Raw genomic sequence first — 26,988 nt, 5'->3', positions numbered from 1 at the left:
ACAATGCACTGGAACAAGACCGTGAGCGCCAATCCCTTCGAAACCGATCTCGACCGCAATTCCGCCAACTATCAGCCTCTGACGCCCCTGGCCCATCTCGAGCGCGCGGCGCTGATCCATCCTGACCACGTGGCCATCATCCATGGTGCGATGCGGGTGAGCTATCGGCACTTTCTGGAGCGCTCAAGGCAGCTTGCCAATGCACTGTCAGCCCTCGGGATCTCCAAGGGCGATACTGTGTCGGCAATGCTGTCGAACACACCAGCCATGCTCGAAGCCCACCATGGCGTGCCAATGATCGGGGCCGTGCTGCATTCCATTAACACGCGGCTTGATGCAAAGGCGATCGCGTTCCAGCTTGATCACGCCGATTGCAAGGTCCTGATCGTTGATCGCGAATTTTCCACCGTCATGGCAGAAGCGCTTGCGCTCGCCGAGGCAGATCCGGTGGTGATCGATTATGACGACAGCGAGTACCCCGATGACGCGCCGTTTCCTAAAGGCGCCCGCATCGGCTCCCACGATTACGATGAATTTGTTGCAGCTGCTTCATCAGATTTCACCCGAACCCTGCCTGACGATGAGTGGGAATCCGTCTCGCTGAACTATACATCCGGCACCACCGGCAATCCCAAGGGTGTGGTTTATCACCACCGCGGCGCGGCCTTGATGGGCTACTCCAATGTTATCGCTTCAGGCATGGGACGCCATCCGGTCTACCTCTGGACCCTGCCGATGTTCCACTGCAACGGCTGGTGCTTTCCCTGGACCCTCAGCGTTGTCGGCGGAACTCACGTCTGCTTGCGCTGGGTCCGCGCCAAAGCGATGTATGAAGCCATCGCCGATCATGGCGTGACCCACCTGTGCGGCGCACCGATTGTCATGTCGACGCTTCTGAACGCGCCCGATCATGAAAAGCGCGAATTCTCCCACACGGTCAGCTTCAACACCGCGGCAGCCCCTCCGCCCGAGGCCGTTCTGGCCGGCATGGCCGACGCCGGTTTCGAGGTGGTGCATCTTTATGGCCTGACCGAGACCTACGGGCCAGCCGTCGTCAACGAATGGAAGTCCGAATGGTCGGCCCTGGAGCGAGGTGCCCGCAGCACCAAGAAAGCGCGTCAGGGTGTACGCTATCCGGCCCTGGAAGACCTGGCCGTGATGAACCCGGAGACCATGGAGAAAGTGCCGGCTGATGGTGAGACCATCGGCGAGGTCATGTTCCGCGGCAATATCGTCATGAAGGGCTATCTGAAAAACCCCGAAGCCAGCGCCGAAGCTTTCCGTGGTGGATGGTTTCATTCAGGCGATCTGGGCGTCATGCATCCCGACGGCTATCTGCAGCTCAAGGACAGGTCCAAGGACATCATCATCTCGGGCGGCGAGAACATCTCCTCCATCGAGGTCGAAGACGCACTCTACAAGCATCCAGGCATCATGGCCGCGGCAGTCGTTGCTCGCCCTGACGACAAGTGGGGGGAAACACCCTGTGCCTTCGTTGAACTCCGGCCCGGCTACAGCCTGAGCGAGGATGAGGTGATCGAACATTGCCGCGGATTGCTGGCCCGTTTCAAATGCCCGCGCACAGTGATCTTTCATGAAGTTCCCAAGACATCGACCGGAAAGATCCAGAAATTCCTGCTGCGCGACGAGGCCAAGACCCTGGGCTCATCCTGATCTGGCGCAGCAGATAAATCACGACGTCTGGCGCACCGGTGCATTGTAAAATTCTAAAATATTCAGACCTAAAAATGGCTGAAATTCAGGAAATACACGCAGGTTGCACCGCACACAAAAGACTTGCCGGGCTGAAATCTTTAAATTAGCTTGCTTTCATGACCATGGATGCTTTCCAAGCCATTGCCGACCCCAACAGACGCTATCTTCTTGAAGAATTGCGTCGCCAGCCTCGCACGGTCAATGAGCTTGCGGAGGGTCTGCCGATCAGCAGGCCGGCGGTCTCGCAACATCTCAAGGCGCTTCTCGACAGCAATCTGGTGACCGTCACCAACCAGGGCACGCGCCGGATCTATACGGTGAGAACCGATGGGTTCATGCATCTCAATCTGTGGGTTGAGCAGTTCTGGTCCTGATCCAATCCCTAATCAATATCCGATGGATTGATCTGGCCAAACACTGATCCGCCAAAATCAGCGCAAAATTTCCTTCACGAACTAAAAAGGCGCGGGAAATGCCCGCGCCTTCTGTCATCCTCGTGTCATGCAAATCTGGTCAATGTTGCGTGTCAGCCCGCAGGCGATTGATTTCATCTTTAAGTCGGAGCTTGCGTCGTTTGATATCCACAATCATCTCGTCGTGAACGGATGGCTGTGATTGCACCGTGCGGAGTTTGTCCTCCAGTTCGCCATGCTTTTTCTCAAGTGTGGCAAGGTGAGCATCAATCGACATAAGCGACTCCTTTGTTGGGCTGCGCCGGCGCCGGAACACCGGTGCAAATCGTTTGTTGACACTGCGGAGTGTGCCACGGCTTTGCCTATTTGTCGAAGATGATTTCTTGAAAAGGGATAACTTCCCGTTACACCTGTTTTTGTGGTACGAGCGCCGCGATGATACCAAGGTCGGACCATGTACCGACCCGATGCGTTCAACGGGGGAGCTGCATGTCCAATCAGGAACAAGCGGAGCTTCGTATGCTGGTAGCGCGTTTGCGCCATGAGCACGAAGACTTCGACGTCGCAATCAATGCAATGATACAGACTGGCTGCGACCAGCTTCGTGTCCAGCGGATGAAGAAGAAGAAGCTCGCGATCAAGGATAAGATCACTGAGCTCGAAGACCAGATCATACCGGATATCATAGCCTGACCGCGGAGCGACCGATGAGCCAAACCGAATCACCCAAGGTCGCCGTGATCATGGGAAGCCAATCTGATTGGCCCACCATGAAACATGCATCCGAAACGCTTGCCGAGTTGGGCATTGCGCATCAGCCGCTTATCGTTTCAGCCCATCGCACACCGGACCGCCTGGTCTCATTTGCCAAGAATGCCCGGGCAGAAGGCTACAAGGTGATTATCGCCGGCGCTGGTGGCGCAGCGCATTTGCCCGGTATGACAGCAGCCTTTACCCCACTGCCGGTTTTCGGGGTCCCCATCGAATCCAAGGCGCTGTCCGGCCAGGACAGCCTGCTGTCGATCGTGCAGATGCCCGCCGGTGTTCCGGTCGGAACCCTGGCCATTGGCAAGGCCGGAGCGATCAACGCAGCCCTTCTTGCTGCAAGCGTTCTGGCGCTCACGGACGATGCTCTCGCCCAGCGGCTCGATGACTGGCGCCAGGCGCGGACAGACGCGGTCGCTGATCATCCGGTGGATCAGCCATGAGCGCAGAGGCCCTCGCGCCCGGCGCCGTCATCGGCATCATCGGCGGCGGCCAGTTGGGCCGTATGTTGGCAATGGCTGCCGCTCGGCTTGGCTTTAAAACCATCATTCTGGAGCCAGACAGCAATGCTCCTGCGGCACAAGTCGCCAACACCCAGATCGTCGCCCCCTATGATGACCCTGCAGCGCTTGAGCAGCTGGCGGATCTTTGTGACGTCGTCACCTATGAATTCGAGAATGTTCCGGTCAAAGCCGTTCAATGGCTCGAATCGCGTGTTGCAGTCAGACCGGGATCCAAGGCTCTCGAAGTTGCCCAGGACAGGCTGCTCGAGAAAGCCATGGCGCGTGATCTCGGTGCAAAAACTGCGCTTTTTGCGGCCGTATCCAACCGCACCGAGCTCGACAATGCCATTGATGCCACCGGCCTGCCTGCAGTCTTGAAAACCACGCGACTCGGCTACGACGGCAAGGGGCAGTCAAAGCTGCTCAGGCCGGAAGATGCAGATGCGGCTTTTGCGGCCATGCAGGGCCAGATGGCAATCCTCGAATCATTCGTCCATTTCGAGTGTGAGGTGTCGGTCGTCGCCGCGCGCGGCCTTTCGGGTGAAGTCCGCGCCTTTGATGTTTCCGAGAACGTCCACCGCAATCACATCCTTCATACTTCCACCGTTCCTTCAGGTCTTGGACCTGATGCACAGTCCGAGGCTCTGGAGATTGCTGCCGCGATTGCCGGGCATCTGGACTATGTCGGGGTGTTCGCTGTCGAGTTCTTCGCTGTCCGCGACCGCGGCAAGCACCGGCTGCTGGTCAACGAAATCGCCCCGCGCGTTCACAATTCCGGCCATTGGACTGAAGCTGCCTGCGCCATATCGCAGTTCGAGCAGCACATTCGCGCCATTACCGGCTTGCCTTTGGGTGACACCCGGCGCCATTCCGATTGCGTGATGGAAAACCTCATCGGCGCCGACATCGACAATGTCGTTGGGTTGGCGGGCGAACCCAATGCAGTGGTGCATCTCTATGGCAAATCCGAAGCCCGGCCCGGACGCAAGATGGGGCACGTCACTCGGATAAGTGGGCGAAAAGAGGCTTCCTGAACAGTTTCGCGGCGGGAAAAAGCTGCCTCGCGGTTGACAGGAAATGCCCGAACGGCTACATGCCGTGCCAACCGATGAGCGCGTCCTTGACTGGCGCGCTTTTGATTGAATAGGCGGCTTGGTCGCCCGGATAACTCGCGGATCAGAACAATGAAGATCAAGAATTCGCTTAAAGCGCTCAAAGCTCGTCACCGTGACAACCGTCTGGTTCGTCGCAAAGGCCGGGTCTACATCATCAACAAGATGAACCCACGTTTCAAGGCTCGCCAGGGCTGAAGCTGACGGCCGTCTGGCCATCACTGAAATTTGCATTTGATATTTGGCGCAGACGGACTAGCTTTCCGTTATGCGCCATTTTTCGTATTCAAAAATCATCCCCGTCGTCATCACCGCCCTTCTGTGCGGCAACACACTGGGGATGTCGGCCCTTGCCGAAAATGCTCCAGCAACCTCGACCACGGCATCGGCTCAACCGGCCAGTATGCTCGACTCACTGTTTGCCGAGCTCAAGCGCGAGCGGGATGAAAAGCAGGCAAAGCGGATCAGTGAACGCATTTGGGCGAAGTGGCGTGACTCGGGCAGCGCTACCGCTGATCTGCTGATGCAATGGGCAGACAAAGCAGTGGCAGACAACAAGAATGGTCTGGCTCTGGACCTGCTGGACCAGGTTGTCGTGCTGATTCCTGATTACCCCGAAGGCTGGAATCGCAGGGCCACGCTAAACTACGCGATGGGGAACCACGGCAAATCCATGTCTGACATCAGCAGGGTACTGGCACTCGAACCGCGACATTTCGGCGCCATTGCCGGTATGGCGGCCATCCTGGCAGCCTCAGGGAATGACGAGCTGGAACTGCGTGCCTGGGAACAGATGCTCGAAGTCTATCCGGCAAACCGTCAGGCCCAGAAACGAATTGGAGAACTGGCCGACAAACTGGCCGGCAGCCGAACCTGAAACTTTCCCCAGTAAATTCCCGTAAGGACCGAAGCAAACAGCGACGTCTCATCCATCCTATTGGCAATGATCCCTCATGCTCACTCGAAGACCGGTCCTAACCATCATGATCTTTCTGATTTCTGTCATTCTGCTGCTGCTGGCGGGGCTGGCAATCTTCACGAGGGTAAAGGCGAGCCAGATAGAGGCTCAATATCCACCCACCGGTGAGATGATTGATGTCGGTGGCTACAGTCTCCACGCCGTGCATATCCCACGCCCTGACAACGCTGACCTGCCGCCACTGGTGTTCATCCACGGCGCAAGCGGCAATCTGCTGGACCAGGAAGTTCCGTTCAGGCCAAAGTTCGACGGGCGCGCCGAGATGATGTTCATAGATCGGCCCGGACATGGCTGGTCCGAGCGCGGCGGCGAAGCCAATGACGCACCCGACGGGCAGGCAGACGCCATTGCGCGGGCCATGCAAGCAAAGGGCATTTCCAGAGCCATCATCATCGGCCACTCGTTTGGTGGCGCAATCGCCGCAAGTTTTGCGCTTGCCCATCCGGAGATGACTGCTGGCCTGGTATTCCTGTCCCCTGCGACCCACCCCTGGCCAGGCGGAATAGCCTGGTATTACGGTCTGACCCGCATGCCCGTGATCGGGCCGCTATTTGCCAATACGTTGTCCCTCCCCGCCGGCCTGGGACAGCTTGAAAGCGGCTCTGCTTGCGTCTTTGCACCCAATCCAAAACCTGCCGACTATGTCAGCGAGACCGGCATCGGACTTGTGCTCAGACCGCAGGCGTTTCGAAGCAATGCGATCGATGTCGCAAACCTCAAGCCCTACTTGGCGCGTGTTGCCCCACGTTACCCCGAGATCAAAAGCCCGACAGTGATCATCACCGGCGACAGTGATTCGGTCGTTCTCGCCCACATCCATTCAGAAGGACTGGCGCGCGACATTGAAGGCTCTGACCTGATCTGGATCAAGAATCTCGGCCACAAGCCCGATCACGTGACAACGGACCTTGCGGTCCGTGCCATCGAGAAAGTAGCGGGAATGGATGTCGACCTGAAAGCAGCTGCGGCGATGGCCGAAGCCTCCCTGGCAGGTGACAACGCTAGCTGCCCATAAGAGCTGCTGGCTCCGGCACCTGAAATCAGATCCCGGTCATCCCGTCGGAACCGATATAGGCGATCCGCAGGATGTTAGTCGAACCAGGCGTACCCAGCGGAAAGCCGGCGGAAATGATAATGCGGTCGCCCGGCTTGCCGAACTCTTCACTGAAAGCAATGCGGCAGGCCCGGTCCACCATGTCGTCGAGATCCGTCGCATCCTGTGTGACCACACAATGCAGCCCCCACACAACGGAAAGCCGCCGCGCGGTCTGGATAACCGGTGAAAGAGCAATCACCGGCACCTGCGGCCGCTCGCGCGCAGCACGCAGGCCGGTATTGCCTGATGAGGTGTAGCATACGATCGCCGACAGGTTGAGCGTTTCGGCGATCTGGCGGGCAGCAAGGGAGATTGCATCAGCACCCGTTGCATCCGGTTGCGGACGCTGGGCGAAGATGATGCCGGGATAGTTGGGATCGCGCTCCACCTTGCGCGCGATCGAAGCCATCATCTCTACGGCTTCAACCGGGTAGTCACCGGCTGCGGATTCCGCTGACAGCATGACCGCGTCTGCACCTTCAAACACCGCGGTGGCAACGTCGGAGACTTCAGCACGGGTCGGGACCGGCGCTGAAATCATCGATTCCAGCATCTGGGTGGCAACCACTACCGGCTTGCCGGCCTTGCGGCAGGCCCGGGTCAGCTGCTTCTGGATACCGGGAACCGACTCGATCGGCATTTCCACGCCCAGATCGCCACGCGCAACCATCAGCGCGTCAGACAACTCGATGATCTCGTCGATGCACTCTAGTGCCTGCGGCTTTTCGATTTTCGACATAAGGCCCACGCGACCGCGAACGATCTTGCGAACTTCGGCAAGGTCCTCGGGTCGCTGAATGAACGACAGCGCCACCCAGTCGACATCGTTAACGGCCAGAACGGCATCCAGATCGCTGCGGTCTTTCTCTGTCAGAGCCCCAACTCCGAGCGTGGTGTCAGGCAAGCTGACGCCCTTGCGATCGGAGATCTTGGTGCCGCTGACAACAGTGCAGACAATTGACGTCTTTGTCGAATCCACGGCCAGCAACTGCAGTCGCCCGTCATCAATCAGCAAGCGGTGGCCCGGCTGTACAGCTTCAAGAATTTCAGGGTGCGGCAGATAAACCCGCGTCGCGTCGCCTGGGATATCCTGATTGTCCAGGGTAAAGGTCTGACCTGCCTTCAGCGCAACCGAACCTTCCGCAAACTTGCCAACGCGCAGTTTCGGCCCCTGCAGGTCGGCGAGAATCCCGATGGGGCGACCACACTTTTTCTCGACTGCCCGGATGCGGCCAACCAGCGTGCGCATCAATTCATGGCTCGAATGGCTCATGTTGATGCGAAACAAATCTGCGCCTGCTTCATGGAGCTTCTGGATCATCGCTCCATCCGACGAGACCGGACCGAGTGTCGCGAGAATTTTCACATTGCGTAGCCGCTTCATTAATTCTGGCTTTCTGGCGCTTCCGGGGCATCCGATAGCTGGACCATCCAGCTGCCTTGTCTCCCGGTATCGTATTCTTTGAACCCCACGCGCTGGAAACCACGGGCGAAACAGTCCTCGACGCCGACGACACGGAATTCATTGTCGGCGACGCACATGTTGATGTCTCCAGCCCAACGGCCACCGCCGCCGGCATCTTCTGCGTAGAGGTAATAATAGCGGGATCCGAGTTGCCCCTCGATGAGCGTGGCACAGGAATTGGCGGGGATCTGCCACCAGCCTTCGGTTACCCAACCTTCTTCCGTGCGATAACCGATCGCACCACCAACAAGCGATTGCGTGCCGTTACACACCCGGAAGTCCGCTTTCGCCTCCTGCGCAGAGGCAAGCATCAGCGCCCCGGCAGTCAGGGGGATGAGTGCAGCAAATCTGACAATGAGAAAACAGGCTTTTGGCAACTTGCGAAACATCAATTTCTGTCAGTCTCCGCTCTCGAATTATGCTTTGCTTTTTGCGCCGGGGGGCCATGAAAGTCAACGAAAGACGCGGGACTAAAGTCAAGCTTCGTTCAGACCATGGACCTAAATACGTTTATCCCGGAGAAACAACCCGGTTCTCGCGGTTGCTCGCAAGCCACGGCTGTGCAATTGATCAACGTATCCTATACATCCTTCAAACTGAGCGCCAGAACCCGACATGCCAGGCTTTCAGCCTTTTGAAATCATTCCCGGTGATCCAAGCCCTTCATTGGTGATTCTCGCCGATCACGCCATGAACAGCCTGCCTGCTGAATACGGCGATCTTGGCCTGCCCGCAGAGGCTTTCAAGCGTCACATAGCTTATGATATCGGCGTCGAGGATGTAACCCGCAAGCTCTCCGCGCGCCTGGGTGTACCGGCTGTTCTCAGCTGTTTTTCTCGCTTGCTGATCGACCCCAACCGCGGCGAAGACGACCCGACGCTGATCATGAAGCTGTCAGATGGAATGGTGATTCCGGCAAATCATCCATTATCCGCCGAGGAACGCGAGCGCCGTCTCAATCTCTTCCACCGACCCTACCATGATGCCGTTGCCGCGGTGATTGCCGAAACCTGGCGTAAATCCGGCAAGGCTCCACTGATCATTTCGCTCCATTCCTTCACACACGCCTGGAAAGGGATTTCGCGCCCCTGGCATGCAGGGGTTTTGTGGGATACCGATCCGCGCGCGGTGTATCCCCTGATCAATGCGCTGAGTACGGATCAAGCACTGATAGTTGGCGACAACGAGCCCTATGATGGCGCGCTCGGAGGCGACACCATGCACAGGCATTGCTCCATGACAGGCCTTGCTCATGCATTGCTCGAGATCCGTCAGGACTTGATCGACGACACGGGCGGCGTCGATTCATGGGTCGATCGCCTTGCCCCAATCCTTGCAGCCTTGACCGAGCTGCCGGAACTGCACGAAGTCGAGTTTCACGGATCCCGCGTGACCTAGAACCTGCAACGACAGGATTGTTCACATGAGCGTCTTGCTAATTTCCATCGATAGGGAATATTCGCCCCAATGGCTCAAATACCCTTGACCCGGAGCCTCGCTTTGGGCACTTGAAGCCTCACACATCTAACCCCCCATTGTCCTTGTAGGAGAGACCTAATGTCTGATTCCGGCGCCGTGGCCCGCGACCAGCTTCGTTCCATTGTCGAACGCATTGAACGGCTGGAAGAAGAAAAGAAAACCATCGCCGACGACATCAAGGATGTCTATGGCGAAGCAAAATCGAACGGCTACGACACCAAGGTGCTTCGCAAGATCATCGCCATCCGCAAGCAGGACCAGAACGATCGTCTCGAGCAGGAAGCCATCCTCGACACCTACCTGCATGCCCTGGGTATGGCGCCCGAACCCGAAGACGCAATCTGAGATCAAGCCCTGACCATCCGCATGGGACCATGCGGATGGTCAGGGCTTTTGTATATACTGATACGACACCGCGGCGCGTTTGTTGAACGCGCGGCGGTGTTTTTTATTGTCAGCCATACTCTGAAGATAGTCGCGGCTTTATCACCCCACGTGAGCGAATGTCGCCAGATCGCAAATTCGTTGAATGCCAGGATACCACCTGTTCAGGCACAGATCTGCAGGATCAGTTGCCGAACCGCGCGACATTGATGAAATTGACCGCAGATCCCGTGAACTGATTGTGCGGAAGATCGCCGCCGCCAGGTGCAAACGCATTTGCATAGACAATCGTCGGCGCTTTCCGAAGCTGGGCCCCAATGAATTTGCGCGGCTTTCCGGGTGGGGAAGCCATAGTCTTCACTCGATCCTGGGCCAGGGCCCACTTCGAGATGATCGTATCGGTCAGCTTTGGCTCGGTTCGGATCGAAGTGCGTTGCGGTTGCTCAGCAGCAGCCATTGCTGTTGGACGGTCGCCCTTGCGGGAAGTAGAAATTGTGTTGGCAAATTCGGCCAGCCGCCCACTCCGCTTTATCGGAGCCAGAGATGCAACTTCGACTTCGCGCGTCGCGGCTGCGGGAACCCGGTCGCTGGCGCGCTCACCCGGCCTGCGTATCGGCAGTGGAATGAAATCCTCTCCGGATGGCAAGCTGGCGACATAGCCAACCGGCACCTGCAAGTCAGCCACAGATGCAGCCTCGGCTGCGCGGTCGACCAGGGCCGCAGCTATCTGCTGGTCCTGAGCTGGCTGTTCCGAAGTGTCTATCTGCATCCGCGCCTCTATCAGGCTCGGGACTGGCAGTGATGCCACTTCCACAGCAGCCACCTCCGCAATTGTTTCCTGTCCGACGGCACGCTCAGCCAGCAATTGCGGGATGGGTGCGCGAATGGTCGCTAGGTCGATACCTGCAGGCTCGCCAGGGACAACATCGGCATTCGCAGCGGCGGCAAATGCATTGATTTCGGTCTGCGCCGGCAACACAGGCTCAGGCGGAGCAAGCGCTGCCACCACTACCGGCTGCTGCGGCTCGATAGTCGGACGCGCAACCGGAATTGGCGGCTGGGCAGGCAAAACCAGCGCAGTCTCAACTGCAGCCGGCGCCACTTCTGCGGGCGCATCGAGAACGCCCGGCAATGCCGCGATCCTTGTCTGCGGTGGCGCGGGCACCGGTTTTGGCGCCGCCGCAATTGCCTCGGGCTCTTCATCCTCGTCACCGCCACCGAACAACGCCGCCAGCAATCCTCCGCCAGACCGCTTTTTGCCACTGCTTGTGTTCGAACCACTGCTGTTCGACACGATCGCTCCGCCACGTTTCTTGTATTCGGCCATCGCGGTATTGTAACCGGGAAGCGGCTTGCCATCTGGCGGCAAATGGAGGGTCTTCCCGTCAGGAAAAAGGCTCACCAGCTCCTGTCGGCTCATGCGCGGCCACGCACGCACGCCAGCCACATCAAGATGCACGAAAGGTGAGCCTGATTTGGGATAATAGCCTACGCCACCGCCCTGCATCTTCATGGCGGTCGCGCGAAGGGTGCTCAGCTTGACGCCGGGAATAAAGAAATCCATCGCCTTGCCAAGCATATGTTGGCTTTTCTTGGCCTGGCCACCGCGTGTTCTGCGCAGCATCTCGTTGGTCGCGGGCGATCTGTAGGCCGAAACGACGTTGATATAGCCTTTTGCTCCGACCTTGTTGTAGACTTCCCAGACCAGATCAAACAGCCGTGGGTCCATATTGGTCGGTTCATTACGCCGCCAATCCCGAAGAAAACGGTTCAGCTTGGTCAGGCCCGCCTGATCATAGCGGCCATTGCGCTTGAAAACGATCTCGGCCTTCTCCTTGGTGTGGAGGTAATGGAGCTTTAGGGAACGCGTTTCTGCTGACGCATCCGATGTTGCGGCGAACCCGGCAGACACGGCAATGATTGCCAGCAACAAGGTCCGAACCACGGCAACATGCGACGTGTGCCAAATGCACACACCGATGAACCAAGTGGCTCGTGCCAGTACTGATACTGTGTTCAATGTCGCCAATGCTGTCCCCGGACGCCGGAAAACCGTTGTAGATCACCATTTGGTGATCAAATGCGGTGACACAATGGCAACCAGTGCCACGCATCGCTGCAGGGACACTTATAGTGAATGATCACTTAACAGGGAATGAAGCAGATCAAACCGGCCACATTATTTTCTCAGCCGTTGGAAATCGAAAATCAGGCTGCTTCACGGTCGGGATCATCAGGATTGATCGAATAGTCCTTCAGTTTACGGTAAAGTGTGGAGCGACCAATACCTAGGCGCCGGGCGACTTCACTCATCTGGCCGCGATAGAACGACAAGGCAAAGCGGATCAGCTCCTCTTCAACCTCTGCTAGCCGGCGGACTTCGCCTTCCGGTGTGACCGCATTGACTGCGGGCATGCCAGTATCAAAGGGATAGCTCTGCGCCTCTGCGGTTACCTCCGCAAGCGGACCCAGGCCTGCAACTTCCTGAGGAGGCGTCAGATCGAGCACTCTTGGCGCCTGGCCTGAACCGGCCTGAGCAACTTCACCAAATTCAGCTGATTCCAGACTGTATCCAGGCATCTGCGCAGCGATCTGCGGGAAAAGATCAATGGTCAGCGTCTGAGCATCACAAAGCACAATGGCCCTGTGTATCGCATTCTCCAGCTCACGGATGTTGCCGGGCCAGTCATGGGCCGTCAGTAACGCCATGGCATCTGGTGAGATGCTGCGAATGCGCTTGCCGCCAATTACGCCTGCAAACCTGTCGGTAAAGTGGCGTACCAGTTGCGGAATATCTTCCTTGCGCTTGCGCAAGGCCGGAACGTGGATCGGGAACACGTTGAGCCGGTAGTAGAGGTCCTCACGGAACCGCCCGGCCTTGACCTCTTCGATCAGATCCTTGTTGGTTGCCGAAATCAGCCGGATATCCACCTTTTTAGGCATACGCGAGCCAACGGTTTCAATCTCGCCCATCTGAACGGCGCGCAACAGCTTGACCTGGATTTCGGGAGGCAATTCGCCGACCTCGTCCAGAAACAGCGTACCGCCATCGGCTTCCGAGAATTTCCCCGCATGTCGTTCAGATGCGCCAGTGAAAGCACCCTTTTCATGGCCAAAGAGAATGCTCTCGACCAGATTTTCTGGAATTGCACCGCAATTGACAGTTACGAAGGGTTTGTTGCGTCGACCGCTTTCTGACTGAATAGCATGGGCAATCATTTCCTTGCCGACACCAGACTCTCCCTCAAGAACCACCGGAATCACCGACGCCGCAGCTCGTTTGCCGAGCGAGATGACGCGTTCCATCGCAGGGCTGGCTGCAACAATACCATTGAAGCCCGTATGCCGGATCGAGGGAGCCGGAGAGGAAGTGATGCGCGAAGCCTTGAGCGCATTGCCAATCGCCAGCGCCAAACGTTCCGGCGACACCGGCTTGACGACGAAGTCAAAGGCTCCGGCCCGCATCGCCCTGACCACAGTCTCGATACCGCCCTGACCGGTCTGGACAATCACGGGGATTGTGCTGCCTGCAGCCGACAGCCGCTCCAGCACTTCGAGCCCGCCCATTTCCGGCATCATCAGATCAAGCACCACTGCACCGAATTCGTGATCTGGTTCGATCAAACGTGCAAGAGCAGACCGCCCTTCGCCAAGCAATTCAGTTTCATACCCGGCCTTTTCGGCCGCCGCCTTGAGAAGGCGGCGTTGAACCGGGTCATCATCAACAATCAAAATTCGTTTGGACACGGATCTTGTTTCCTCATTCCCGGTGGCGTGGTGAAGGGGTTTGGCCATAACGGGAGAGTGACAGGAAAGCCTGAAAATCGGATTTCGAGAAATGATTGCATTTTAAGCGTCCCTGCCAGTAAAACCGGGCAGTCGCTTCGCCGATCCTGTTCTTGAAAGTGAGTGCCTCGATGCCGAAAACAATTCTGGACCATGCGCCCGTTCGTGCTCCCGCCACTTCCAAGGGGACCGATACAGCTCTCGGAAACCTGCCGGGCTGGAATCTTGGCGATCTCTATTCCGGTCCTGAAGCACCCGAGTTCAAGGCTGATCTCGCCGCCGCCAGAAAAGGCGCGCAAGATTTCGAAGCACGCTGGAAGGGCCGCATCGCTGAAGCCGCCGGGAGCAGCGGCGATGAAGGCTTGGGAGCAGCAATCGAAGCCTACGAGAAGCTTGAGGAGTTGATGGGGCGAATCATCTCTTTTGCAGGTCTCGCTTACTTCACCAACACCTCAGACCCAGCGACCGCCAAGTTTTATGGCGACGTGCAGAGCGCTATTACCGACATCAGTGCGCACCTGCTGTTCTTTGCGCTTGAACTTAACCGGATCGATGACGCGCTGATCGAAGACAGCCTTGAACGGGATGAACGCACTGCCCACTACACCCCCTGGATTCATGATCTCAGGCTGGACCGCCCATTTCAGCTCGAGGACCGGATCGAGCAACTTTTCCATGAAAAGTCGATGACCGGCCACACAGCCTGGAACCGGCTTTTCGATGAAACCATGAGCAGTCTCGAATTCACCATTGATGATGAAAAACTGCCGCTCGAAAATACGCTTTCGCTGCTTCAGGATTCCGATGGCGCGACACGGAAGCAAGCCGGCCTGGCGCTTGCCGCAACCTTCAAGGAAAATCTGCGCACCTTCACGCTGATCACCAACACGCTCGCCAAGGACAAGGAAATCTCCGACCGTTGGCGCGGGTTCGAGGATATCGCCGACAGCCGTCACCTGGCCAACCGGGTGGAGCGGCCGGTCGTTGACGCGCTGGCTCAGGCCGTTCGAGAAGCCTGCCCTCGGCTGTCGCATCGCTACTACGCCATGAAGGCCCGCTGGCTCGGCCTGGAAAAGCTGGAGTTCTGGGATCGAAATGCGCCCTTGCCCGAAACCCCTCGCGAAACCATCGCCTGGGATGAGGCCAAGAACACGGTGCTGTCCGCCTATCACGGCTTTGCCCCGGAAATGGCCGATATAGCCCGTCGCTTCTTCGATCGCAGCTGGATCGACGCACCAAGCCGTCCAGGCAAGATCTCGGGCGCCTTCGCCCATCCCACCGTGCCTTCGGTCCACCCCTATGTGCTGGTCAATTATCTGGGCAAGCCACGCGACGTGATGACGCTGGCGCACGAGCTTGGCCACGGCGTGCATCAGGTGCTCGCCGGTGCACAAGGTGCGCTGATGTCGTCAACGCCTTTGACGCTTGCCGAAACAGCCTCGGTGTTCGGCGAGATGCTGACGTTCAGGGCACTGCTCGAACGCACTACCGACCGTCGGGAGCGCAAGGCAATGCTGGCCCAGAAGGTCGAGGACATGATCAACACCGTGGTGCGCCAGATCGCGTTCTACGAATTTGAGCGGCGGGTGCACACAGCGCGCCGCGAAGGCGAATTGACGTCCGACCAGCTGGGAGCGCTCTGGCTTGCTGTGCAACAGGAAAGCCTTGGTCCGGCTGTCAATCTGTCCGAGGGATACGAGACCTTCTGGGCCTATATCCCGCATTTCATTCATTCGCCGTTTTATGTCTACGCTTACGCGTTCGGCGACTGCCTGGTGAATTCACTTTACTCCGTCTATGAAAAGGCGCCTGAAGGCTTCCAGGCGCGCTACTTCGATATGCTCAAGGCCGGTGGCACTAAACATCATTCGGAACTTCTCACGCCGTTCGGACTTGATGCCTCAGATCCCGGTTTCTGGAACCAGGGTCTATCGATGATAGAGGGATTGATTGACGAGCTGGATGCCATGGACGGCTGACTCGTAGAATTTCGCTTTATTGTAACAGTGAAGTATGGTTTAGCCGCCGCAATCGCCGCAGACGGCTGCAGCGCCAGTTTATGGAGCGAAATACATGACCCAACAGAATTATCCGGTTTATGGGGAAATCGCCGGCCCAATCGTGATGATCGGTTTCGGGTCGATCGGTCGCGGCACCCTTCCGCTGATCGAGCGTCACTTCAAGTTCGACAAGAGCCGGATGGTCGTTATTGATCCACGTGAAGATGCCGGCGACATGGAAATCCTTGCCCAGCATGGCATCAGGCACATCAAGGCGCATGTCACCAAGGACAATTACAAGGAGCTGCTGAAGCCGCTTCTGACCGAGGGCGAAGGACAGGGCTTTTGCGTCAACCTCTCGGTTGATACCGGATCGCTCGATCTGATGAAGCTCTGCCGCAAGCTCGACGTGCTTTACATCGATACCGTGGTTGAGCCCTGGCTCGGCTTCTATTTCGACAAGGACATGAAGAACTCCGAGCGCACGAATTATGCGCTGCGGGAGACCCTACGTCACGAGAAGAAGAAGAACCCGGGCGGCACCACTGCTGTCTCGACCTGCGGCGCCAACCCGGGCATGGTGTCCTGGTTCGTCAAGCAGGCGCTGGTCAATCTCGCCAAGGACCTCGACATCAAGTTCGACGAGCCCGATCAGAATGACCGCGAAGGCTGGGCCAAGCTGATGAAGAAGGTCGGCGTCAAGGGCGTCCACATTGCCGAGCGCGACACGCAGCTGACAAAGTTGCCGAAGCCGCTCAACGTCTTCTGGAACACATGGTCTGTGGAAGGCTTCATATCCGAAGGCCTGCAGCCGGCCGAACTCGGCTGGGGCACCCACGAAAACTGGATGCCGAAGAACGCCAAGAAGCACAAGAAGGGCTGCAAGGCAGCGATCTATCTTGAGCAGCCCGGCGCCAATACCAGAGTTCGGACATGGTGCCCGACTCCAGGTCCGCAATACGGCTTTCTTGTCACCCACAACGAGTCGATCTCGATTGCCGACTATTTCACCGTCAAGAACAAGGACGGCGACGTAACCTATCGTCCGACATGCCATTATGCCTACCATCCGGCAAACGACGCTGTGCTGTCGCTGCATGAAATGTTCGGCAATGGCGGCACCGCGCAACCGGTCTTGCACGTGCTCGACGAAAACGAGCTGGTCGAAGGTCTCGATGAACTGGGCGTACTGCTCTACGGCCACGACAAGAACGCCTACTGGTATGGCTCGCGCCTTTCGCTCGAGGAAACTCGTCGCATTGCGCCGTATCAGAATGCGACAGGACTGCAGGTTACATCAGCCGTTCTGGCAGGAATGGTCTGGGCGCTGGAGAACCCCAAGGCAGGTATCGTTGAGGCCGACGAGGTTGATTACAAGCGCTGCCTCGAAGTGCAGTCGCCCTATCTCGGCCCGGTCGAAGGTCACTACACCGACTGGACCCCGCTCGACGGCCGTCCGGGTCTGTTTCCGGAAGACATCGACACGGATGATCCGTGGCAGTTCCGCAATGTGCTCGTACACTAGACTGACATCAACACTCGCATCCGGTCCGGCCACACGGCCGGCCGGAATGCTGCCGCCTTGCTTTCAACACGCCGTCGCTGCATTCTTTCAGACAAGGAATCATACTGATGACGGCTCGAGGGGAACACCGGACCATGAACCTACAACGCATCATCGCCGCTGGCGCTCTTGCCGGATTGCTGGCAGCCTGCCAGTCCGCCACTTACTCTCCGCGTCCCGTGATGGTGCAACCGCAGGGTATCGACGGTCAGTGGACTGATCCGAACGGCATCATATCAAGCTTTTCAAACGGTCGTTTCGAGACCCGCACCACCGACACCAATTCGCTGTTGGCCGAGGGCTCATACCGTTACGTGTCGGATCAGGTCGTCGAAATCGAACTGACCTCGCTGCTGCGCCAGACAACATCGCGGGTCAATTGCGCTCTTGCCTCTCAGTCCCAGCTCAACTGCACCTCATCCACAGGTGCCCAGTTCACGCTGGTGCGCAGGATCTAAGCAAGAACAGGCCTTATCATGACCAGCCATTTCGATGATCACGAAACGCGTGCACCAGACGCCCGCGAGCAGGAAACATTCGAGGGTCTGAGGGCATTGTTGAGCCGCAGCCTTAAACGGCTTCCGGCGCTTGATGCCTGGCTCGGTCACCCCGATCCGGAAAGTCTTGTCGATCGCAAGGCCTTGGCAGCACTTCCGGTGCTGCGCAAGCCGGACCTGATGCAGATGCAGGAGGCCAACCCGCCATTTGGCGGCCTTGCCGATGCGGATGCGCTGAAGGGCAACCGCGTGTTCATGTCTCCCGGCCCGGTATGGGAACCGCAAGGTCTTGGCGTTGACCCATGGGCATCGGCCCGTGCGCTGTTCGCTGCAGGGTTTCGCGCCGGTGACCTGGTCCACAATAGCCTCTCCTATCACATGACACCGGGCGGCTTTATTCTTGACGAGGGTGCAAGGGCGCTGGGATGCCTGGTGTTTCCTGCCGGTGTCGGCAACACCGAAGCACAGGTGGACGCTGCATTGAGGCTCAAGCCTTCCGGCTTCACCGGCACGCCGGATTATCTCAAGACACTTCTTGAGAAAGCCGACGAACTTGGAAGCGACCTGTCTTCAATAAAACGAGCGCTGGTTTCGGGCGGAGCTCTGTTTCCCTCGTTGCGTCAATATTACACCGAGCGCGGCGTTTCCGTGCTGCAGAGCTATGCCACTGCCGACCTGGGCGTGATTGCCCACGAGAGCGCTGATGCCAACGGCGCGCCGCATCCGGGCATGATCGTCAACGAGAACATCATTGTCGAAATTGTGCGCCCGGGCACCAATGATCCCGTGGCCGATGGCGAAGTCGGCGAACTCGTCGTAACCACGCTTAATCCCGGATACCCGCTGGTTCGCTTCGGAACCGGAGATCTATCGGCGATGCTTCCGGGCCTCTCGCCCTGTGGCCGTACTGGCCCACGCATTCAGGGCTGGATGGGCCGCGCTGACCAGCGCACCAAGATCAAGGGCATGTTTGTCGACCCCAAGCAGGTGGCAGAAATTCTCAAGGCGCATCCGGAAATTGCCCGGGCACGTCTGGTCGTCAGCCGCTCAAATGATGCCGATGTGATGACACTGATGGTTGAACCTGCCAATGGTGCCTCCCCGTTCGTCAAGGACATCGAGGCAACATTGACAGCTATCGCCAAATTGCGCGGCACAGTGGAAATTGCAGCCCCAGCAAGCCTGCCCAATGACGGCAAGGTCATTGCCGACGAGCGTGACTATACGGCCTGAACCCAGTCAAAAATCAGCCCGACAGTATCCGGCACTTGAAGTTCCACTCCGTTAATGAAACCATCGCACGAAGCCTGCCGTGGGCGTCCGCAGAGACTTGTTCCGGCACGCTGTGAGCAGCGAAACAGGGAGCTAATCCATGCACACTTTCATAAAGCGCGCGTTGTTGTCGGTATCGGTCCTAGGGCTGAGTTCCGGCGCAGCCTTTGCCGACTACACCTTGACGATCCTGCACATCAATGACTGGCACAGCCGCATTGAATCCAACAACAAGTACGAATCCACATGCTCGGCTGACGACGAGACCGAAGGCAAGTGTTTCGGCGGTGCTGCGCGTCTGGTGACCGCCATCGCCGATCGTCGTAAGGCGCTGGAAGGTGGCAATGTGTTGCTCCTCAACGGTGGAGACAACTTCCAGGGCTCGCTGTTCTACACCACCTACAAGGGCACAGTTGAAGCCGAGTTTCTCAACCAGATGAAATTCGACGCAATGACCGTGGGTAACCACGAATTTGACGACGGCGAAGATGCGCTGGCCCCTTTCCTCGATGTGGTCAACTTCCCGGTTCTGTCCGCCAACGTCGCAGCCAGCGTCTCCTCCAAGATCGGTGATCGTATCAAGCCCTCGATCGTCATCGAAGTCGGCGGAGAGAAGATCGGCATCGTCGGCGCGGTCACAAATGACACCCCAGAAATTGCCTCCCCCGGCCCCAATATCCTGATTGCCGATGACATCCGCTCAATCACGGCGGAAGTTGAAAAACTCCAGGCCGAGGGCATCAACAAGATCATCGCATTGACCCATGTCGGCTACCCGCGCGACAAGGAAATGATCGCCAAGATCCCAGGCGTCGATATCGTGGTTGGTGGTCACTCCCATTCCCTGTTGTCCAACACCGACGAAAAGGCCGAAGGCCCCTATCCGACGATGATCGACAACCCCGAGGGCTACAAGGTACCGGTAACCCAAGCGGCGTCCTACTCGAAATACCTGGGCGAATTCTCAGTCACCTTCGATGACAATGGTGTGGTCAAGGAAGCCAAGGGCGATCCTATCCTGCTCGACAATTCGATCACTCCCGATGAGGGCGTTCTGGCCCGTATCAAGGAACTCGGCGCCCCTATCGAGGAGCTCAAGACAAAACTCGTTTCCGCCTCAACCAAAGCTATCGACGGCAGTCGCGAAACCTGTCGCGTGGGCGAATGCGAAATGGGCAACCTCGTTGCCGACGCCATGATCGACCGGGTTAGCGATCAGGGCGTGACCATCGCCATCCAGAACGGCGGCGGTCTGCGCGCCTCGATCGACTCAGGCGAGATCACCATGGGCGAAGTGCTTAACGTGCTGCCTTTCCAGAACACGCTGGCAACATTTGAACTCAAGGGCTCTGATGTTGTCGCAGCCCTCGAAAACGGCGCCAGCCAGATCGAGGAAGGCGCAGGCCGCTTTGCACAGGTCGCAGGCCTTCGCTACACCTTCGACAAGACAGCCGAGGCGGGTTCACGCATCGTTTCGGTCGAAGTCAAGAAGGGTGATGGCTTCGAACCGATCGATCCGGATGCCGTCTACATGGTGGCAACCAACAATTACATGCGCAGCGGTGGTGATGGCTATTCGGTCTTCAAGTCCGGTGGCATGAACGCCTATGACTACGGTCCGGGCCTTGAACAGGTTGTTGCTGACTATCTCGCCAAGAACAATCCCTACACTCCTTACACCGACGGTCGGGTGATGGCTGCAGCAGAGAAGCCAATGACCGAAATGGCTCCGGCAGCAGAAGAAGCAGCCCCGGCTGAAGCAGCCGTCCAGGTTCCAGAGCCGCTGCCCGGCTCCAAGGACCTCACCACGTCGGCCCCGATGATTTCGACCGAAGCGCCAAAGGCAGATGAAACGGCAATGGCTGGTCAGATGCACGTCGTTGCTTCCGGCGACACGCTCTGGGATCTCGCAAAGACCTATTACGGCGACGCAACCATGTGGACCATGATTGCAGAAGCCAACCCATCTGCAGCAGCCAAGGATCTGGTCATTGGCGAAACTCTGTCTATCCCGGCCAAGTAGGTCCCATTTAACATCACCATTTGGAAGGGCCCGGGAAACCGGGCCCTTTTGTTTATGGAAAAAAGGATGTCTGGTCTGCCCATGATTGATTTGTCGGCTTGCATCGCTATGTTCCGTCTCAACAATTGTGCAGTGCCGAGAAACCAACGAATTGGACGCGACCTTGAACACCCATACGATTCTGTCGGACGAGACCAGCCGGGCCGTAGGTGAACTGCCACCTGAACACCCGCCGGTGAAAATCCAGAAAGTCGGCGTCCTGATCGTAAATCTTGGCACGCCCGACGGCACCGATTACAAATCCATGCGGCGCTATCTCAAGGAGTTTCTCACCGACAGGCGGGTGATCGAGTGGTCACGTTTCCTCTGGTATCCGATCCTGTTCGGCATTGTTCTCAACACCCGTCCCGGACGGGTCGGAAAAGCCTACGAGGAAATCTGGAACAAGGACCTCGATGAAAGCTATCTGAGAACGTACACCCGCAACCAGTCAGACAAGCTCGGTGCGATGCTGGCGGCGCATCCCTCGGTCATAGTGGACTGGGCAATGCGTTATGGTCAGCCATCGATTCCCGACAAGCTGAAGGCGCTCAAGGATGCCGGTTGCGACCGGATTGTCCTGTTTCCGCTCTACCCGCAATATGCAGCCGCAACCACAGCGACTGTCAATGACAAGGCCTTCCAGGCGCTGATGGACATGCGCTGGCAACCGGCTTTGCGCACAGTGCCGCCGTATCATGATGATCCAGCCTATATCGAAGCCATTGCGCAGTCGATCGAGACTCATATCGCTGGTCTGGACTGGGAGCCCGAAATCGTGCTGACCTCGTTCCACGGTATTCCGCAGTCCTATTTTCTCAAGGGTGATCCATATCACTGCCAATGCCTTAAGACGGCGCGACTCGTGCGCGAACGGCTGGGTTGGTCAAAGGAAAAGCTGATGCCGACGTTCCAGTCTCGGTTCGGACCCGAGGAGTGGCTTCAGCCCTACACTGACAAGACCGTGGAGAAACTTGCCAAGGAAGGTGTGAAGCGCATTGCCGTTATCAATCCGGGCTTTGTCTCCGATTGTCTGGAAACGCTTGAAGAAATTGCTGGCGAAGCAGGCGAGATCTTCCACGAAAACGGCGGCGAGAAGTTCACCCACATCCCCTGCCTCAACGATGATGACGGTGGCATGATGGTTCTCGAGACCATTGTACGCCGCGAACTTCAGGGCTGGATCTGAAGAGAAATCAGCGACGCGAAGAACCCTGGTCTGTATTCCGGCCGGCAACATAATGACTCGACAAGATTGCAAGCACTGGCTGGACCCACTACCTGTCTAAGGAAGCGGTGCAAGCCCGCAATCCGCATCCGTGCAGAGGAGGTCTTCGGGCATGTTGGGACTGGATATCACGGTCATCGTCGTTGTAGTCATCGCAATCCTGGTTCTGTTTTCCGGGATCAAGACGGTGCCGCAGGGCTTTGCCTTCACAGTTGAACGGTTCGGCCGCTACACACGGACGCTGACACCGGGCTTGAACATCATCGTGCCGTTTGTCGACCGGATCGGCCGCAAGATAAACATCATGGAGCAGGTGCTCGACATCCCGACCCAGGAAGTCATTACCCGCGACAACGCCTCGGTTTCCGCCGATGCCGTCTCGTTCTACCAGGTACTCAACGCGGCCGAAGCCGCCTATCAGGTCTCGAATCTGGAACAGGCGCTTCTCAACCTGACCATGACCAACATCCGCTCGGTGATGGGCTCCATGGATCTTGATGAACTGCTTTCCAACCGTGATGCGATCAACGACCGCTTGCTGCGCGTGGTTGACCAGGCAGCAGCCCCTTGGGGCATCAAGATTACACGCGTCGAGATCAAGGATATTGCCCCTCCCGTCGATCTGGTTGAAGCCATGGGCCGTCAGATGAAAGCCGAGCGCGAAAAACGCGCCGACGTTCTCGAAGCGGAAGGTTCGCGCAACGCGCAGATCTTACGCGCCGAGGGCGCGAAGCAATCCGCGATCCTGGAGGCTGAAGGCCGCAGGGATGCCGCCTTCAGGGACGCTGAAGCCCGCGAACGTCTTGCCGAGGCAGAGGCCAAGGCCACGACAATGATGTCGGTAGCCATAGCCGAGGGCGACGTCACCGCGATCAACTATTTTGTTGCGCAGAAATACACCGAAGCGTTGGGTCAAATTGCCTCTGCTCCAAACCAGAAGGTAATCCTGATGCCGCTGGAAGCCTCCTCGCTGATCGGCTCGCTGGGCGGTATTGGCGCCATCGCGCAGGAAGTATTCGGCAAGGATGGCGGCAATGCTCCGGCCTCTGGCCCGAGGCGCGAACCCGGTCAGCCGCCGCGCCAGTCCCGTGCAACGACACCGGCGTTTCCCACCGCCCCGCAGGGCGAGCAGGACACATGATCGCCGGCATCATCACGGAACTCGGCCCTTGGAGCTGGTGGATACTCGGTCTGGTTTTTCTTGGCCTTGAAATCCTCATCCCAGGCGTTTTTCTGCTCTGGATTGGCCTCGCCGCGATTGCTGTGGGCGCGCTGTCGTTTCCCCTGTGGGGAATGGCAGTATGGGGATGGCAGTTGCAGCTTCTCATCTTTGCCGTACTCGCCATCGCCTTCGCTTTGGTTGGCCGTCGCATATCCGGATCGAATCTGGAAAGCGATCAACCCATGCTCAACCGGCGCATCGAAGGACTTGTAGGCCGGACAGCCACGCTGGAGGAGCCTATCTCCGAGGGCAAAGGCCGCATCAGGCTAGACGATACCACATGGATTGTGCAGGGCCCTGACATGCCGGCAGGGTCGCGGGTTCGCATCACCACAGCACAGACCGGCAGCTTGACTGTCGAGCGGGCCTGAATTCAGGCTACGCCGATCCTCAAGAGATCATGGAAATGCACGATGCCGATCGGTGAAAGATTCTGATCGGTCACCATCAAGGCGCCGATCGCGTTCTTGTTCAGAATTGCCATCGCGGTGCTGGCGAGCGCAGTAGGTGCAATCGTCTTGGGTTGACTGGTCATGATCGCATCAATTGGCTGATCGACCAGATTCCGTCCCAGATTGCGCGCCACGTCACCATCCGTGACAATGCCGATCAGACGACCATCGGCCCCGGTCACGCCGACACAGCCGAATTTTCGGAGTGACAACGTCATGATTGCTTCCGGTGCAGGCGTGCCCGAGAGAACCAGTGGAACTGCATCGCCGGTGTGCATCACGTCTGCCACATGCGCCAGATTTGCGCCAAGCTGCCCGCCCGGGTGAAATGTGTGGAAATCGCCGGCAGTAAATCCCTTGGCTTCCAACAGGGCAACGGCAAGCGCATCACCCAGTGCCAGCTGCATAAGTGTCGAGGTCGTTGGCGCCAGCCCGTGCGGGCATGCTTCCTGCTCGCGCGGCAGCAATAGCACGATGTCAGCCTCACGCCCGAGAGCGGACGTGGCGCCGGCCGTGAAGGCCACCAGAGGGATGCCGAAACGGCGGGAATAGGCAAGAATGCCCTTGAGTTCCGCGCTCTCCCCCGACCATGACAAAACCACGATTGCGTCATCCTTGGCGATCATTCCCAGATCGCCATGATTTGCTTCCGCTGGGTGAACAAAATGCGACGGTGTCCCGGTGGAGGCCAAAGTGGCGGCAATCTTCGCGCCAATATGCCCGCTCTTGCCAACGCCAGTCACGATAACCCGTCCGGAAATTGAACCAAGAGCTTCAACCGCACGCGTAAACGGCTCGGCCAGTCCATTTTCAAGGGCTGCCGCAAGCGCATCAAGCCCGGCCTTCTCGGTCTGGATGGTACGCCCGGCTGAACGCACGATCTCGATGCTTGGATAGTCTGGAAGGATCTTCTTCATAAGGCCGAATACCCCTTAGCCACGCCTGTGTCCATCGGCCACTTTGACGTTGAGCAATGGTGCGGATCGAAACCTTGCGTTAACCACAAGTGTTTACGGTTTGACAAGATTTGGATGAGTCCGGAACCGACGACGCATGCATAACCACATCAACACGGAACAGATAGGAATGGCGGTGCGTCGCAACAGCCTTCGTCTCACCGTGTCCACACTCTGCCTGCTGATCGTGGTTCCCGCAGCCGATGCCCAAACCGTATCGGGTTCGAACGCCACCAGCGCCCCGTATCAGCTCCGCGGCACGTCTGAAGAAACGTCATCCACCCAATCCAGTTCGGCGTCTACGCTTTATGGCGCCCTGCCCACTCCGCGTCCGGGCGGAGCTGTTACCGCACCGGCCGAAGAGCCCGACGCTTTCGGTGCAACAAGCTCAACGGTGCAACTGGACGCGATGGGAAACCCGATCCAGCCAGCACCAGAGGACCTTACCGGATCGATCGGTTCTCCCTCCAACCTCAGTCAGGCTGATCAGGATTATGCTGCAAGCCTTGCGCGTCAGAACGCCCGCGTTGGAACTGTTGACGAGTTGCCACTCGCTCCCTTGGATGAGCAGTCCACGGTTCCGGGATTTTCATTCGGCTCCCTGACGCTGCGCCCGACCCTTGGGGAGAAAGTCATTCATGAGAGCGTCCGCTACGGCACCACCAAAACCAAGCGGACCTATAGCGAGACCACACTGTCTGGAACCCTGGAATCCGACTGGTCACGGCATTCGCTCAACGTGGACGGTACAGGCACCTGGCAAAAGAACCTTTCTGGCACAGGGACGGAAACACCGAGCGCCAACGTCAATGCACGGCTCAATCTGGATCTGGTCAATGACTTCACCGGATTGCTGGGCGCAGGCTACAGCTATTCCCGGGAAAGCCGCACGGATCCGAATGCGATCTCTGGCGCGACCACGCAGGCAGGTGTTCACGAGCTACGCGCCAGCATCGGCCTTGAAAGGAATCTGGGGATCTTGCGCGGAGCGACAACGCTCGAAATCACCCGAAGGACCTATGGAAACGCCACGCTCGCCAATGGAACCAGTGTTCTCTTGAATGACCGCGACACGCTGGGCGCGGAGTTCACCGGTCGAATTGGCTATGAGTTGTCGCCAGCGCTGGTGCCATTTCTCGAAGCATCCGTCGGCCGAGAGAAATACGATCAGCGTATCGACAGCACCGGATCGGAACGGTCGTCGAATACAAGGAGCGCGCGCGCCGGCGCCGAAGTCAACTTCGGAGAAAAAATGTCTGGTGAGTTTGCTGCCGGATACGTCCTGCGGTCGTTCGATGACAGCACCCTCGCAAACGTTTCGGGTCTGACCCTCGACGGTGAACTCAACTGGTCGCCCGCGCGAGGAACCAATGTCAAACTCGGATTGACAACCACGCTCGAAGCCGCAACCACGGCCGGCCAATCGGGCGCAGTGGTCTATGAATTTGATTCCACCCTGTCCCAGCAGATCCGCAACAATCTGGTAGCAAGGCTCGGCGCCACTGCGGGCTTGCGGGATTACGATTCCGGTAGCGGGCGCGCCAATCAGCGCAGCTACGGTGCCTCCGCTGGTCTGACCTGGAGCGTCAACCGCTATCTCGATCTGGAAGCAGATGCGAGCTACGAGAAGACCAGGGAAGCTGGCGGCACCGACGAAGAAACAGCCCGTCTCGGACTGGGCCTCAAGTTGCGCAGATGAGGGCCGGCCTTTTCAGGTCGGCGCCTCATCTTGCTGTCGGTTGATGGTGATCAGGCTTTCGCAATCAGGCTTTTCAGCTCTTCCGCCACCAGCGGTTTGATGTCCTCGCGTTCAAGCGCGAAGGCGACATTGGCCAGGATAAATCCGGCCTTGGATCCGCAGTCATAGGTGTCACCAGCGAAGGCATAGGCCGAGAACGGTTGATCGTCCGCCAGCTTCAGCATTGCGTCGGTCACCTGGATCTCGTTGCCCGCACCGCGCTCCTGCTTCGACAGGATATCGAAGATCTCCGGCTGCAGGATGTAGCGGCCGTTGATATAGAAGTTTGATGGCGCGGT

The 26,988-nt window shown here is 58.0% G+C and carries 25 protein-coding genes and 1 pseudogene; 19 read left to right on the top strand and 7 right to left on the bottom strand.

Annotated elements, in window-relative coordinates; genetic code table 11:
- Nucleotides 1-3: 3 nt before the first annotated feature.
- Nucleotides 4-1,674 carry an acyl-CoA synthetase gene (locus WNZ14_RS22655; RefSeq protein ID WP_342870956.1) on the top strand — a complete coding sequence of 557 codons (1,671 nt, stop codon included), beginning with the start codon at nt 4-6 and terminating at the stop codon, nt 1,672-1,674.
- A gap of 158 nt (nt 1,675-1,832) precedes the next feature.
- Nucleotides 1,833-2,090 carry a metalloregulator ArsR/SmtB family transcription factor gene (locus tag WNZ14_RS22650; protein WP_342870955.1) on the top strand — a complete coding sequence of 86 codons (258 nt, stop codon included), beginning with the start codon at nt 1,833-1,835 and terminating at the stop codon, nt 2,088-2,090.
- A gap of 139 nt (nt 2,091-2,229) precedes the next feature.
- On the opposite strand, the gene WNZ14_RS22645 is transcribed toward WNZ14_RS22650, so the two are convergent.
- Nucleotides 2,230-2,406: a DUF465 domain-containing protein gene (locus tag WNZ14_RS22645; protein WP_342870954.1), complete on the bottom strand. Its 177-nt coding sequence runs from the start codon at nt 2,404-2,406 to the stop codon at nt 2,230-2,232.
- 212 nt (nt 2,407-2,618) lie between these two features.
- Between WNZ14_RS22645 and WNZ14_RS22640 the strand changes: the two genes are divergently transcribed.
- The 6 genes from WNZ14_RS22640 (at nt 2,619) to WNZ14_RS22615 (ending at nt 6,503) form a co-directional block, all read left to right on the top strand.
- Nucleotides 2,619-2,822, top strand: coding sequence for a DUF465 domain-containing protein (locus WNZ14_RS22640; RefSeq protein WP_342870953.1), 204 nt, complete (start codon nt 2,619-2,621; stop codon nt 2,820-2,822).
- Between the two features lie 14 nt (nt 2,823-2,836).
- Nucleotides 2,837-3,337 (top strand): 5-(carboxyamino)imidazole ribonucleotide mutase, encoded by a 501-nt coding sequence (gene purE, locus WNZ14_RS22635; protein WP_342870952.1) that lies wholly within the window; start codon nt 2,837-2,839, stop codon nt 3,335-3,337.
- Nucleotides 3,334-4,431, top strand: a complete 1,098-nt coding sequence (locus WNZ14_RS22630; protein ID WP_342870951.1) for a 5-(carboxyamino)imidazole ribonucleotide synthase — start codon at nt 3,334-3,336, stop codon at nt 4,429-4,431. Before purE ends, WNZ14_RS22630 begins: the two co-directional genes overlap by 4 nt.
- Nucleotides 4,432-4,581: 150 nt before the next feature.
- Nucleotides 4,582-4,707, top strand: coding sequence for a type B 50S ribosomal protein L36 (gene ykgO, locus WNZ14_RS22625; protein WP_007607121.1), 126 nt, complete (start codon nt 4,582-4,584; stop codon nt 4,705-4,707).
- 70 nt (nt 4,708-4,777) lie between these two features.
- Complete coding sequence (locus tag WNZ14_RS22620; RefSeq protein WP_342870950.1) at nt 4,778-5,386, top strand: hypothetical protein; 609 nt, start codon at nt 4,778-4,780, stop codon at nt 5,384-5,386.
- 76 nt (nt 5,387-5,462) lie between these two features.
- Nucleotides 5,463-6,503 (top strand): alpha/beta hydrolase, encoded by a 1,041-nt coding sequence (locus tag WNZ14_RS22615; RefSeq protein ID WP_342870949.1) that lies wholly within the window; start codon nt 5,463-5,465, stop codon nt 6,501-6,503.
- Between the two features lie 25 nt (nt 6,504-6,528).
- Here WNZ14_RS22615 and pyk read toward each other — a convergent pair whose 3' ends face one another.
- Both pyk and WNZ14_RS22605 read right to left on the bottom strand, forming a co-directional pair.
- Entirely contained in the window at nt 6,529-7,968 is a 1,440-nt protein-coding gene (pyk, locus tag WNZ14_RS22610) for a pyruvate kinase (protein WP_342870948.1), read from the bottom strand.
- Nucleotides 7,968-8,360 (bottom strand): DUF1036 domain-containing protein, encoded by a 393-nt coding sequence (locus WNZ14_RS22605; RefSeq protein ID WP_342871033.1) that lies wholly within the window; start codon nt 8,358-8,360, stop codon nt 7,968-7,970. Before WNZ14_RS22605 ends, pyk begins: the two co-directional genes overlap by 1 nt.
- A 304-nt stretch (nt 8,361-8,664) precedes the next feature.
- On the opposite strand from WNZ14_RS22605, the gene WNZ14_RS22600 reads away from it, so the two are divergent.
- Nucleotides 8,665-9,447, top strand: coding sequence for an N-formylglutamate amidohydrolase (locus WNZ14_RS22600; protein ID WP_342870947.1), 783 nt, complete (start codon nt 8,665-8,667; stop codon nt 9,445-9,447).
- A gap of 159 nt (nt 9,448-9,606) precedes the next feature.
- Nucleotides 9,607-9,873, top strand: coding sequence for a DUF2312 domain-containing protein (locus WNZ14_RS22595; RefSeq protein WP_342870946.1), 267 nt, complete (start codon nt 9,607-9,609; stop codon nt 9,871-9,873).
- 223 nt (nt 9,874-10,096) lie between these two features.
- Here WNZ14_RS22595 and WNZ14_RS22590 read toward each other — a convergent pair whose 3' ends face one another.
- Together WNZ14_RS22590 and WNZ14_RS22585 are read right to left on the bottom strand one after the other, a co-directional pair.
- Nucleotides 10,097-11,932, bottom strand: coding sequence for a DUF882 domain-containing protein (locus WNZ14_RS22590; protein WP_342870945.1), 1,836 nt, complete (start codon nt 11,930-11,932; stop codon nt 10,097-10,099).
- Nucleotides 11,933-12,120: 188 nt separating this feature from the next.
- Nucleotides 12,121-13,707: a sigma-54 dependent transcriptional regulator gene (locus tag WNZ14_RS22585; RefSeq protein ID WP_342870944.1), complete on the bottom strand. Its 1,587-nt coding sequence runs from the start codon at nt 13,705-13,707 to the stop codon at nt 12,121-12,123.
- 122 nt (nt 13,708-13,829) lie between these two features.
- Between WNZ14_RS22585 and WNZ14_RS22580 the strand changes: the two genes are divergently transcribed.
- The 8 genes from WNZ14_RS22580 to WNZ14_RS22545 all read left to right on the top strand — a co-directional run bounded on the left by WNZ14_RS22580 (nt 13,830) and on the right by WNZ14_RS22545 (nt 23,914).
- Entirely contained in the window at nt 13,830-15,677 is a 1,848-nt protein-coding gene (locus WNZ14_RS22580) for a M3 family oligoendopeptidase (RefSeq protein WP_342870943.1), read from the top strand.
- A 94-nt stretch (nt 15,678-15,771) separates the two neighbouring features.
- The gene (locus WNZ14_RS22575; protein ID WP_342870942.1) at nt 15,772-17,223 is read left to right on the top strand and encodes a homospermidine synthase; all 1,452 of its coding nucleotides are present in this window, start codon (nt 15,772-15,774) and stop codon (nt 17,221-17,223) included.
- Nucleotides 17,224-17,357: 134 nt separating this feature from the next.
- Nucleotides 17,358-17,720, top strand: a complete 363-nt coding sequence (gene omp10, locus WNZ14_RS22570) for an outer membrane lipoprotein Omp10 (RefSeq protein WP_342870941.1) — start codon at nt 17,358-17,360, stop codon at nt 17,718-17,720.
- 18 nt (nt 17,721-17,738) lie between these two features.
- A complete protein-coding gene (locus WNZ14_RS22565) occupies nt 17,739-18,992 on the top strand; it encodes an AMP-binding protein (protein WP_342870940.1) in 1,254 nt (417 codons plus the stop codon).
- Nucleotides 18,993-19,131: 139 nt separating this feature from the next.
- On the top strand, nt 19,132-21,054 hold the full coding sequence (locus WNZ14_RS22560) for a 5'-nucleotidase C-terminal domain-containing protein (RefSeq protein ID WP_342870939.1): 1,923 nt from the start codon (nt 19,132-19,134) through the stop codon (nt 21,052-21,054).
- A 181-nt stretch (nt 21,055-21,235) separates the two neighbouring features.
- Nucleotides 21,236-22,282: a ferrochelatase gene (gene hemH / locus WNZ14_RS22555; protein ID WP_342871032.1), complete on the top strand. Its 1,047-nt coding sequence runs from the start codon at nt 21,236-21,238 to the stop codon at nt 22,280-22,282.
- A 151-nt stretch (nt 22,283-22,433) separates the two neighbouring features.
- Nucleotides 22,434-23,462, top strand: coding sequence for an SPFH domain-containing protein (locus WNZ14_RS22550; RefSeq protein WP_342870938.1), 1,029 nt, complete (start codon nt 22,434-22,436; stop codon nt 23,460-23,462).
- A complete protein-coding gene (locus WNZ14_RS22545; RefSeq protein WP_342870937.1) occupies nt 23,459-23,914 on the top strand; it encodes an NfeD family protein in 456 nt (151 codons plus the stop codon). Before WNZ14_RS22550 ends, WNZ14_RS22545 begins: the two co-directional genes overlap by 4 nt.
- A 2-nt stretch (nt 23,915-23,916) precedes the next feature.
- Here the strand turns inward: WNZ14_RS22545 and WNZ14_RS22540 are convergent, their stop codons facing one another.
- Nucleotides 23,917-24,912, bottom strand: a complete 996-nt coding sequence (locus WNZ14_RS22540; RefSeq protein WP_342870936.1) for a KpsF/GutQ family sugar-phosphate isomerase — start codon at nt 24,910-24,912, stop codon at nt 23,917-23,919.
- A 136-nt stretch (nt 24,913-25,048) separates the two neighbouring features.
- On the opposite strand from WNZ14_RS22540, the gene WNZ14_RS22535 reads away from it, so the two are divergent.
- Nucleotides 25,049-26,650, top strand: a complete 1,602-nt coding sequence (locus tag WNZ14_RS22535) for an outer membrane beta-barrel protein (protein WP_342870935.1) — start codon at nt 25,049-25,051, stop codon at nt 26,648-26,650.
- Between the two features lie 50 nt (nt 26,651-26,700).
- Here WNZ14_RS22535 and WNZ14_RS22530 read toward each other — a convergent pair.
- A pseudogene (locus WNZ14_RS22530) lies at nt 26,701-26,988 on the bottom strand (UTP--glucose-1-phosphate uridylyltransferase); the annotation flags it as partial.

This window comes from Hoeflea sp. AS60 (assembly GCF_038900115.1).
Taxonomy (GTDB): domain Bacteria; phylum Pseudomonadota; class Alphaproteobacteria; order Rhizobiales; family Rhizobiaceae; genus Hoeflea.
This window is presented reverse-complemented; position numbering and strand designations above follow the sequence as displayed.